This is a genomic window from Waterburya sp. (assembly GCF_058530065.1).
The window spans coordinates 1-9,626 of sequence record NZ_JBZNBU010000111.1 but is presented as its reverse complement, the minus strand read 5'-3'; the positions used below and the strand labels follow the sequence as shown (position 1 = coordinate 9,626).

At 38.8% G+C, this 9,626-nt stretch carries 13 protein-coding genes; 2 read left to right on the top strand and 11 right to left on the bottom strand.

All coding sequences use genetic code 11. From position 1 onward, the window contains the following. From AC33VI_RS07435 to AC33VI_RS07395, 9 genes are all read right to left on the bottom strand, one after another. Positions 1-614: NmrA family NAD(P)-binding protein (locus tag AC33VI_RS07435; RefSeq protein WP_491781632.1), on the bottom strand; the 614-nt coding region annotated here is incomplete at its 3' end. Positions 615-655: 41 nt separating this feature from the next. Then, positions 656-811: a hypothetical protein gene (locus AC33VI_RS07430; protein WP_491781631.1), complete on the bottom strand. Its 156-nt coding sequence runs from the start codon at positions 809-811 to the stop codon at positions 656-658. Beyond that, entirely contained in the window at positions 789-1,559 is a 771-nt protein-coding gene (locus AC33VI_RS07425) for a glucose 1-dehydrogenase (RefSeq protein WP_491781630.1), read from the bottom strand. Before AC33VI_RS07425 ends, AC33VI_RS07430 begins: the two co-directional genes overlap by 23 nt. Before the next feature lie 109 nt (positions 1,560-1,668). Then, positions 1,669-1,944: an SDR family NAD(P)-dependent oxidoreductase gene (locus tag AC33VI_RS07420; protein WP_491781629.1), complete on the bottom strand. Its 276-nt coding sequence runs from the start codon at positions 1,942-1,944 to the stop codon at positions 1,669-1,671. A gap of 85 nt (positions 1,945-2,029) precedes the next feature. After that, complete coding sequence (locus AC33VI_RS07415) at positions 2,030-2,470, bottom strand: YybH family protein (RefSeq protein ID WP_491781628.1); 441 nt, start codon at positions 2,468-2,470, stop codon at positions 2,030-2,032. 30 nt (positions 2,471-2,500) lie between these two features. Next, positions 2,501-2,629 carry a hypothetical protein gene (locus tag AC33VI_RS07410; protein ID WP_491781627.1) on the bottom strand — a complete coding sequence of 43 codons (129 nt, stop codon included), beginning with the start codon at positions 2,627-2,629 and terminating at the stop codon, positions 2,501-2,503. Then, entirely contained in the window at positions 2,622-2,753 is a 132-nt protein-coding gene (locus AC33VI_RS07405; protein ID WP_491781626.1) for a VOC family protein, read from the bottom strand. The genes AC33VI_RS07410 and AC33VI_RS07405 overlap by 8 nt, the downstream gene beginning before the upstream one ends. Before the next feature lie 54 nt (positions 2,754-2,807). After that, a complete protein-coding gene (locus AC33VI_RS07400) occupies positions 2,808-3,683 on the bottom strand; it encodes an aldo/keto reductase (RefSeq protein ID WP_491781625.1) in 876 nt (291 codons plus the stop codon). A 54-nt stretch (positions 3,684-3,737) separates the two neighbouring features. Continuing rightward, positions 3,738-3,959, bottom strand: a complete 222-nt coding sequence (locus tag AC33VI_RS07395; RefSeq protein WP_491781624.1) for a hypothetical protein — start codon at positions 3,957-3,959, stop codon at positions 3,738-3,740. Positions 3,960-4,026: 67 nt separating this feature from the next. On the opposite strand from AC33VI_RS07395, the gene AC33VI_RS07390 reads away from it, so the two are divergent. Continuing rightward, positions 4,027-4,638 (top strand): TetR/AcrR family transcriptional regulator, encoded by a 612-nt coding sequence (locus AC33VI_RS07390; RefSeq protein WP_491781623.1) that lies wholly within the window; start codon positions 4,027-4,029, stop codon positions 4,636-4,638. A gap of 65 nt (positions 4,639-4,703) precedes the next feature. On the opposite strand, the gene AC33VI_RS07385 is transcribed toward AC33VI_RS07390, so the two are convergent. Further along, on the bottom strand, positions 4,704-5,993 hold the full coding sequence (locus AC33VI_RS07385) for a hypothetical protein (protein ID WP_491781622.1): 1,290 nt from the start codon (positions 5,991-5,993) through the stop codon (positions 4,704-4,706). Between the two features lie 242 nt (positions 5,994-6,235). Beyond that, on the bottom strand, positions 6,236-8,116 hold the full coding sequence (locus AC33VI_RS07380; RefSeq protein ID WP_491781621.1) for a glycosyltransferase family 39 protein: 1,881 nt from the start codon (positions 8,114-8,116) through the stop codon (positions 6,236-6,238). A gap of 359 nt (positions 8,117-8,475) precedes the next feature. Between AC33VI_RS07380 and AC33VI_RS07375 the strand changes: the two genes are divergently transcribed. Next, the gene (locus AC33VI_RS07375; protein ID WP_491781620.1) at positions 8,476-9,588 is read left to right on the top strand and encodes an amino acid ABC transporter substrate-binding protein; all 1,113 of its coding nucleotides are present in this window, start codon (positions 8,476-8,478) and stop codon (positions 9,586-9,588) included. Positions 9,589-9,626 lie beyond the last annotated feature (38 nt).

The following is a 9,626-nucleotide window of genomic DNA, read 5'->3' as shown; positions in this document are numbered from 1 at the left end:
TCATCCATTGTTTTGGCATCGTAACCAAGGGGTATTGTCTGTCCATTATATTTTTCTGGATTGAGTAAAGTTTCTACCGCTACCGCAGCCAGATCGTAACAATCGATCCAACTCCAACGAGCATTGCCAATATAGTTAGTGATTATTCCATTATTTAGCCAACCAAAGCCGAAAAGGTTTTGCATAAAGGCTTCAGGACGTAAATGAGTATAGTTCAAATCGAGTTTTTCGATATATGCTTCGATAAATTGATGCCATCCCCAGTGTGCCACCTCGTTTGTAGGTGCAGTAGATGCGCCAATATGAACTATGTGTTGTACCCCTTTTTGTTTTGCCGTATCGAGAAATCTTTTACTCTGTCTGAGCATATCAACGGTATAGCCAGTCAAGAGTAAAGCGCGATCGATGTTTTCCAAGGCGGGTGCGATCGTTTCTGGCTTATCTAAATCTATAATTACGCTATCGATACCTTGTTCTTTGAATGCTTGAGCCTTTTCAGCAGAACGAGTAGCAGCAACTACGTTAACATCTTTGTTCTTTACAAGCTGTTCTACTACTGCACCACCGACTTTCCCTGTCGCACCGAGAATTAAAATGTTTGGTTTATTTGTCATGCTTTAACTCCTTTAAATAATAATTTTGGGAAATTGCTAAATTAATTAGAAGTTGAAGTTCCATAATCTAATCCTTCGTTGTGATTGAATTTTGATCGGTAAGTTAAGATATCTAATTTGCTAAACTTTTGGGCGATCGCATCGTAAGCCAACTTTATAGAAGTGCGATCGCTATTACTGTGCCGTCCAACCACCATCGGTAACTAAATTAGAGCCAGTCATAAAAGCAGCAGCAGGAGAAGCTAAAAACACCACCGTTTCGGCTATTTCTTCTGGTGTAGCAAATCTTCCTAGAGGATGAAGACTTTTAAAAAATTCTCTTCCTTCAGAAGCTTCTTCTGGAGTACCATTAGCTCGTTGCATCATCTCTGTTTCCACACCGCCAGGACTAATAGCATTAACCCTAATACCTTGCTGGGCATATTCTAAAGCAGTAGAGCGAGTTAAACCTAAGACGGCGTGTTTGCTAGCTGCATAGATACCCGCGCTGGGAATACCTATAGTAGCAGCAGTGGAAGCAGTATTAATAATCGCCCCGCTACCATTGGCTAACATGGCAGGAATTTGGTGTTTCATTGCCAGTAAAACCCCTTTGACATTGATATCAAAAACAGATTGATAGTGTTCTGCGGTTTGCTCGGCGGTAATAATGCCAAACTCTCCTTCAACACCAGCATTATTAAAAGCAATGTCCAGTTTGCCGTATTTAGCTACAGCCCGCTCGATTAAATTTTGAATTTGAGCTTCATCCCCCACATCGGTTTGAACGAAGATGGCATCTCCTCCCGACGCTACAATCGATTCTGCGATCGCACTACCCGCTTCAATTCTTCTTCCTGCTAACACTACTTTTGCCCCAGCTTTAGCTAAAGCGATCGCACTAGCCTTACCAATTCCTGAAGTCGCACCCGTTACTAATGCTACTTTTCCTTGTAATGAAGTCATGTTTGTTCTCCTAATGTTGTTAATAATTTTTTGTGTTTAATTTTCAAAATCGGTGTTTATCGCTTTACTCAGTACCAGCCTCAAAGACTGAAAAGAATTTAATAGCTGTTTAAACAATGGTTTGTAGCATTGCGCCACCATTGACGGGAATATTTGCTCCGTTGATGTAAGTGCTTTCGAGTACGTGCAGAAAAGTGGGTGCGACATCTGTGTCTATCTGTACGCGATCGCCGATTTCGTTAGCTACTTTAATTAGACGTTCTGTCGAGCGACTGGCAATAGTTAAATTTGCATCTTTTTCGGCTAAAAGTTTAGCTACTGCTAATCCAATTCCCGATGTTCCACCAATGATAACGATGTTTTGAGCAGTGAATGTTGTGTTCATAGTTGTATTCCTGAGTTAATTTATTTACGTTACTAAATGTAATTAATGAGGACAAAAAAATAGGCTTGATGCTGAATGAATAAATTTAGCTAGCAGTTAAATGTTCGTGTACTAACCGCCATTCATTGTTAAGACGCTTCCAGGTATGAGTACCGTATTGTCTGGCTTTTACCTCTTGTCCATCTTTAGTTTTGCCACCGCCAACCCAGGAAAATGTAGTTACTGCTAAATCGCCATCGATTGAAATGTTTAAATTATCTTCTAACTGAATTTTCCAGTAGCTAAAGTTCTCCATTACTGGTATCCAAGTATCTAGATATTCTTGGAGGCTGTGAAGGACAACTACGCCGTTGTCAAAGTTGTCAAAAACTAAAATTTCATTGTCTCCCGTAGCAAAAATATTTTCTAAACCTTCTCCTGTAAAGGGTTTTTCTTTCGGACTCCAGACATCAATCCATTGTGCGGTTAGTTGTTGAATAGTCCTTATATCTGTTTCTAACTGAGATTTTGCTGTTGAGTTCATCATTTTAATAAATACTAATTGTGCGATCGCTATTTATTTTCCTTTCAGACTTCCTGCAAACTCGATAATATTGCCGTTATTATCTTTAACAAAACCTACTCTGCGTCCGACGTTGGGATAATCGGCAGCATCAACGAAAGTAGGAACACCGCGATTATTCATTAGTCCATTCTTTTTCGATAGTGGCATCTAATTTTTCTCGATACCATTGAATAGTTTCTTGATAATTTGGCACGCAAATCATTACGTGGTCAATATTCATGCGATCAAAAGCGTTACTTGTCATAGGTCTTTTGTCTTGTTTCCTTTGTTATTTTGTATTGGAGATAGCTGCTGTTAACTACATCTGATTTAATAAATTTATTTCCTCAGTAGTAAGTCGAATCGAACTAGCAGCAATATTTTCTTCTAAGTGAGAAATAGTTGTCGTACCAGGAATCAAAATAATATTGGGTGCGTAGTGTAATAACCAAGCTAAAGCGATTTGATTGGGTTTAACTGCTTTTTTCTGAGCAATTTCTGCAAGCATTCCTTCTGCATTTGCTAGAGGTGAGCCACGTCTTAAAGGATGTGCGCCTAACGAACCATAGGGGATAAAAGCAATGTTGTTTTGGGTACAGTAGTCTAAAATATCTTGGTTAGAGCGATCGCTAATGCTAAATTTATGCTGCACTGAGGCTATTTCAATAATTTCTCTGGCTGTTTTAATTTGTTCGAGAGAAACATTAGAGATGCCAATGTGACGTATTTTTCCTTCATCCTGTAATTCTTTTAATGCACCGATAGAATCAGTAAAGGGAACTTTAGGATCGGGACGATGTAATTGATAGAGATCGATTTGCTCTAGTTTGAGTCGTTGTAAGCTTCCTTCTACACCTTGACGCAGAAATTCTGGGGAAGCATCGGCGAGTATTTTATCTGCTGCGGGTTTATTAATTCCCCCTTTGGTAGCAATAATCAGATTATCGGCATAGAGATATAAAGCATCAGCGATTAATTCTTCGTTAAATCCCGCGCCATAGGCTTCGGCGGTATCGATAAAGTTAACTCCAAGTTCAACTGCACGACGTAATAGTTGCTTTCCTCCTTCCCAGTTTTGATATGCACCGAAATTTCCTGGTTGTCCTGAAAGTCTCATTGCGCCGTAACCGAGACGATTAACGGTTAATTCTTGAGCAATTTTAAATATGGGCGAGAATGATGTAATTGCGTTCATTTTTTTATAAATACGTTACGACAAGTAAAACTAAAAAGAAAAAAATTCTTGTGGCTATCTTAGCCAGTTGCGAAATAACTTCATTAATATTGGCATTACCCAGTAAGTCATTAGATAAACCAAAACTCCTGTCAAAATTAAAGTGCGGATGGGTAAAGGTAGTACATTGAGGTATTTGCCAAAAAAATGCAGAATGATTGTGATTAAAGGATAGATTGCCAACCAAGTTAGTAAAAATAGCTTAGTTGGGGACTGCTTTTTATGGTGGCTGGTCATTTGACATCGTTTAATTTATAATTAAAACGTTACGCTACGTAATTAATATAACGAAAGGTAAATCAAAATGTCAACCCCTAAAATAAAAAAAACCAAAACCGTTGCTAAATCTGGACGTGGCAGACCGCGATCGCCTGAAACTAGAGCCAAGATCCTCAAAGCAGCCTATGAAATGTTGATCGAAGTCGGATTTATGGATTTAACCATTGAAGGAGTAGCAGCAAGGGCAGAAGTAGGCAAGCCAACGATTTATCGACGCTGGAAAACAAAATCAGCATTAGCAATGGATGCTTTTTTAGAAGCAGTGAGTCCAGAATTAGCCTTTCCCGATACTGGAAAAGCATCGTCAGACTTTAGAGAGCAGATGCAAAAGATCGTAAAACTAATGAACAGTCCTAGAGGAGAAGTATTAGCTAATGTTATTGGTTGCGGACAGGCTAATGAAGAATTAATTGCTGCGTTTCGCGAAAATTGGCTAACTCCCAGACGACAAGATGCTAAACGAATATTTCAAAGAGGAGTAGAAAGAGGAGAATTGAGAGGAGATATGGATGCCGAAGTTGTAATTGATGCTTTGTATAGTCCGTTATTCTATCGCTTGTTGCTGAAACATCAACCTTTAACAAAGGAATTCGTCAATCAATTGGTCGATATAGCGATCGAAGGAATTACTAACTGATGTTACGTACTCATTAATCGGCGATCGCGCTTTTAGTGAGTAGTGGGTAATAGATAATTGTTGGATTATTTCAATCTTTCCTGCCACTCTCGATCTATTCGATCGCGATCTTGAAGATTTTGATCTAGCAAATCCTCTTCTGTACTGTAAGTAATATCGCGCTCGCCGATTACTTTTTGATTGGCAAATTGACTGGCATAGGATAGTTTTTGTTCCAGAGTGCGATCGGGTTGACGTAGAGCGATCGCTCTTGTTTCTCTCTCTTGATTGCGTTTAATTATTTGTGGATTGCGTCCTTGAATCCAAATATAACGCCCTAAAGGAATTAAAAGATATGAAATACCATAACCCAAGAGCAACCAATAAATCGAACCAACAAAAGCAACAATTCCTCCTAATTGGTCTGCGATCTCGCCATTGCCTAACAACGATTGTAAAACCAAAGCCAAGACAATATTTAAGACTCCCAAACCAGCAGCCATAGTAATTTGATTGCTGTTTGCTTGGCTAAATTTCCACAATTTTTCTTGGAGATAGCCCAAAGAAGAGGTAGATCGGCTTTGTCTTTGGCTAGCCATTACTTGAAGTTCGGGGAAGTAATAAACTAATTGTCCTTGAGGAGAAACTTCAGGATAGCCATTGAAACGACTTAAAACTGGAATCATATAGTCTTCATCTTCATCTACTTCATCCACATAGGGAGCAATTTGCTCTCCCACAACAGCCCCTCTATTTTTACTAATTATCGAACCAATGGCAGCATATCTAGATTCTTCTAAATCTGCGTTGGGATTGCCATCGCCAAACAGAAAAGAGAAAACAGATTCTAAAAAGTTCATCCCATCTTCTCCAGAAGATTGTCGCCTCCGCTGAAGACGGCGATGATTGTAACCAGGATCGAACCACCAGAAAATGTCCCCAATCCAAAAACGGGGTACAAAAAAGCCTCCTCCATAACTGCGACTTCTACCTCCTTCTCGCTCGTCATTGCTAGAATTGATAGCAATAATAATAGCGATTATGGCAACCATCATCAGCACAATTGAAGCGATCAAAATAATGCCAAAAGAAATGCGAATAATATAAAACAACACTTGCCAAATTTTTGCCCAGGTTTGTTGCCAGCGCAATTGCCAATATTTATTACGCAAAATCGAACGAAAATTCTGAGGGAATAAATACACCACATCTCCCGTATCTGCCACTTGGAGATGTCCTCCTGCTTCACCCGCTAAAGCCAATAATCCCTGTTGGGCGAAATTTAGTTCTAACCCCGTATCTGCTGCTACATCGCCGACAGTTACTCTATAGTCTAGCTTTTCAATGGATTTAAGGATTTTTGGATTAGGTGTCATTTTCTCTTGGGGAGAATGGTTATATTTATTATTTATATTGTTTTTTATATTCTATCGTTTATGTTTTTCGGTTAGTTATGATTCTTTGTAGGTTACAGGAAATACATTAAGTATTTACCCATAACACTACAATCTCAACGCTTCCCTAACTAGCTAAAGCGTTAAGACTATTTATTAGTACGAAATAATCAAGAGTTTTTATGCAATTATGCAACAGCAACGAGTTAATTACCCGAAATTGTCTATTGTCCATCAATAAAGTTACATTGTTTGGCTTTATTTGCCCGAGCAACTTGATTGAGGTAAAGTTTACGTTGACCTTGAACCCAATCAGGTTGGATATTGGCTTCGGGTAAATTAAGATTTGCAGGATCTTGGGGGTTGTTGGGTAGGCGAAGAAAATCAGTTAGAAAAACTACAGGGCGATCGCCATACCAATATTGTCTTAGTTGAGTTTGAGTTAACAGATATTCGGGAGTCGAACCAGGAAACTGAGGGGGAAGACGATTTTTGCCACCATCGGCTAAAACCATGACAGTCTGATAGGAATTATCTGGGAAATTATGATTTTGGTTTTGATTCAAATAATAGCTAATTGCCCCTGCTGCGCCAATTTCTCGCGAACCTTCAAAGATCCAAAGGGTATCCTGGCTCAAGCAACTAGTAGTTTCGGTTACCAAAGTTTTTGAAGAACGAATATCTTGAAAGAGAACAAAACCTCGAATGGTAGCAGCATAAGTAATAACGAGAGCCACAAATAGGGGCAACCAAGCAGAGGCAAAACTTTTAAAAATTCCAATCCCCGAAACCAACCATCCCGTACCTAAAGCGATCGCGACTAATAACATCAACCAAGTAATTTCAGGGGTTTGTAAGACTGGGGGCAAGACATTAATTAAAGTAGGAATAAAAGGAATAGTAGCGTAACAACCGATTGCCAAGACAACTGCGATCGCGCCGTATAAATTCAATACTTTAGTTGGACTGGAGGAAGTAATAACTTTGACTGGGGATTGACATAAGGTGCTTACCTTGGAAGTTCGATCTAATTGGGGTAGTTGTTTTTTTTCAATGGAATAGTCGATTGCTTTGCTATGTCTTACTTGTTTCACGGGCTTCCCATAATTTTTATTCCACCAACCAGCGCACAAGATTACATAGGGAGGAATAGCGGGAATACTGTAGTAAATCAACCGCGATGAAAGGGGTAAAAATAAAATCACAGGTAACATTGCCCCCACAGCCAAGAGAAATATACCATCACTATTTTTGCGGTCTAAAATAGAAGCATTACCCATAAAGCCTCTGCGCCATTCTTGCCAAGTAAATTTAACCACTGAGGGAAAAAATAAAATCCAGGGAAAACACCAACAAGCAGTAATCGCCAGATAACCCACCGCACTAACTTTAGATACTTCGTAATCTGGAGGAAAACGACGATCTAACAGGCGATCGAAATGTTCGTTGATAATAAAATAATGGAGAAAACCTGGATTAGATAACTCTAAAGCCACAAACCAGGGAATAATTAAAGCCAAAACCAATAATAAACCTTTATATAATTTAATTCGCTGGATTATTTTCCAATCTTGCCGAACAATAATTAAAGCCAAACAGCCAAACAAAGGAAAAACTCCTCCAATCAAACCTTTGGTTAGAACGCACAAAGCTAGGGAAATATAAGCACTCCACCAATTAAACCAAGAACGAGGCTTATAAAGACACTGCCAGAGAAAATAACTACTACTAAGCAACAAACTACCCAATAAAACATCAATCAAAATTTGATGGGTAAAAATAAACCAACCTAAAGTGACTGACAACATCAAAGCAGCGATACGACTGGCATTAATACCCCAAAGTTCTCTCGTCCATTTCCAAGCAATGATTATGCCCAACCAACCAGATAGGGCTATGGGCAATCGGGCTGCAAATTCTGTCGAACCAAAAATATTAGTCGAAAAAGCAATTAACCAATACAATAACGGCGGTTTGTTTAAATAGGGCGATCCGTTGAGATGGGGAACGATCCAATCATTGCGCCAGAGCATTTCCTGTCCCACCATAGCAAAATGCCCTTCATGGGGTTCGTACAGACCATAATTACCAATGCCCACAACCATTATTATTAATGTCAAACCAAGAATCAATAAATCGATCCAATATAAATTTTTAATGGTGAAACGCATTTTGTCGATCGATAAATTTTTGGTAGAGCAAAGGAAAAAAAGATGTTTACTTGGGGCTGCTGTTAGTTAAATATCTTGATTTGAATTAGTTAACCATAAAAAGGTTATAAACAAGGAATATATTTCTTTTTTCTAGTTTATTTTAATTTTTTATGGTTCGATCCTCCCAAAAGTATTTATTCCTTCCCTTTGATAAACAGATTTTACCCAAATTTTGTCACGATGCTGTTAAAGATTTTAGTAGTTCTCTTTTCGGTCGTTTTTAGTAAATAAGTAGGGGTAACATTAATTAGATGTTCCATCAAACAACTAACGAACGTACATTCACCTTTTGGTTGTTGCCATTAATATTGGCGATCGCTTGTAGTGGTTGTCGCAATGGAATGAGGGAACTTAAAAGTAATACTCAAAGTAATGCTCAAATCACAGCAGAAAATAATCCCCAAAAAACTGTTAATAAAATTAATCGCTTAGATTTAATTAAACAACGGGGTAAACTGATTTGCGGAATTAATGAAGAATTACCAGGATTTAGCTACAAAGAGCAAGATGGCAGTTATACAGGACTTTCTGTTGATTTATGTCGAGCGATCGCCGTAGTGATTTTTGACGATCCGACTAAAGTAGAATTCCGCCATCTTAATTCTCCAGAACGTTTTACCGCAGTAACATCGGGAAAAGTAGATATTTTAAGTCGCAATACTACTTGGACTTTAACTCGCGATACGGCTGGGGGTTTAGATTTTCCGCCGACTAATTTTTATGACGGTCAAGGTTTGTTAGTTTCTCAAGATAGCAATATTGAGTTTTTAGAAGATTTATACAGTAAATCCGTTTGCGTACCCGCCAATACGACTTCTGAAGCCAATTTAGCCGCCCAAATGCGTCAAAATAATTTAGCCTATATTCCAGTGCCATTTGAAGACATAGGACAAATGTATCTAGGTTATGAATCTGGTGAATGCGACGCAGTAACTAGCGATCGCTCGGAATTAGTTGCTCGTCGTGCTACTTTAACCAATCCTCAAGCACACAAAGTATTGGACTTGGTGTTTTCTAAAGAGCCATTAGGTCCGGTCATTGCCAATAATGAACCAGAATGGTTTGATGTGGTGGAATGGGTATCTTATGCCACAATCAAAGCTGAAGAACTGGGAGTTAATTCGCAAAATGTCGATCGCCTGAGTAAAACTAAAAATCCGACAATTCGACGCTTCTTGGGACTCGAAGGTGATTTAGGTAAAAATATCGGTTTATCCCCTGATTTTGCCCGAAAAATAGTCAAATACGTCGGTAATTACGGAGAAATCTACGAGCGTAATATTGGTAAACCCTTCGGCTTGGATCGGGGGGCAAATAATTTAGTTAAAAATGGTGGATTGCTCCAATCTCCACCGTTTCGCTAAGTAATAGGTCATAGTAGAAACTTAAGATAGTAAGTCTC

Bases quoted from the DNA above. Each gene is read 5' to 3' on its own strand.
- AC33VI_RS07405 (WP_491781626.1), bottom strand. From the start codon at position 2,753: ATGACAAGTAACGCTTTTGATCGCATGAATATTGACCACGTAATGATT.
- AC33VI_RS07425 (WP_491781630.1), bottom strand. From the start codon at position 1,559: ATGACTTCATTACAAGGAAAAGTAGCATTAGTAACGGGTGCGACTTCA.
- AC33VI_RS07390 (WP_491781623.1), top strand. From the start codon at position 4,027: ATGTCAACCCCTAAAATAAAAAAAACCAAAACCGTTGCTAAATCTGGA.
- AC33VI_RS07430 (WP_491781631.1), bottom strand. From the start codon at position 811: ATGGTGGTTGGACGGCACAGTAATAGCGATCGCACTTCTATAAAGTTG.
- AC33VI_RS07385 (WP_491781622.1), bottom strand. From the start codon at position 5,993: ATGACACCTAATCCAAAAATCCTTAAATCCATTGAAAAGCTAGACTAT.
- AC33VI_RS07420 (WP_491781629.1), bottom strand. From the start codon at position 1,944: ATGAACACAACATTCACTGCTCAAAACATCGTTATCATTGGTGGAACA.
- AC33VI_RS07400 (WP_491781625.1), bottom strand. From the start codon at position 3,683: ATGAACGCAATTACATCATTCTCGCCCATATTTAAAATTGCTCAAGAA.
- AC33VI_RS07380 (WP_491781621.1), bottom strand. From the start codon at position 8,116: ATGGTTGTGGGCATTGGTAATTATGGTCTGTACGAACCCCATGAAGGG.
- AC33VI_RS07395 (WP_491781624.1), bottom strand. From the start codon at position 3,959: ATGACCAGCCACCATAAAAAGCAGTCCCCAACTAAGCTATTTTTACTA.
- AC33VI_RS07410 (WP_491781627.1), bottom strand. From the start codon at position 2,629: ATGAATAATCGCGGTGTTCCTACTTTCGTTGATGCTGCCGATTATCCC.
- AC33VI_RS07415 (WP_491781628.1), bottom strand. From the start codon at position 2,470: ATGATGAACTCAACAGCAAAATCTCAGTTAGAAACAGATATAAGGACT.
- AC33VI_RS07375 (WP_491781620.1), top strand. From the start codon at position 8,476: ATGTTCCATCAAACAACTAACGAACGTACATTCACCTTTTGGTTGTTG.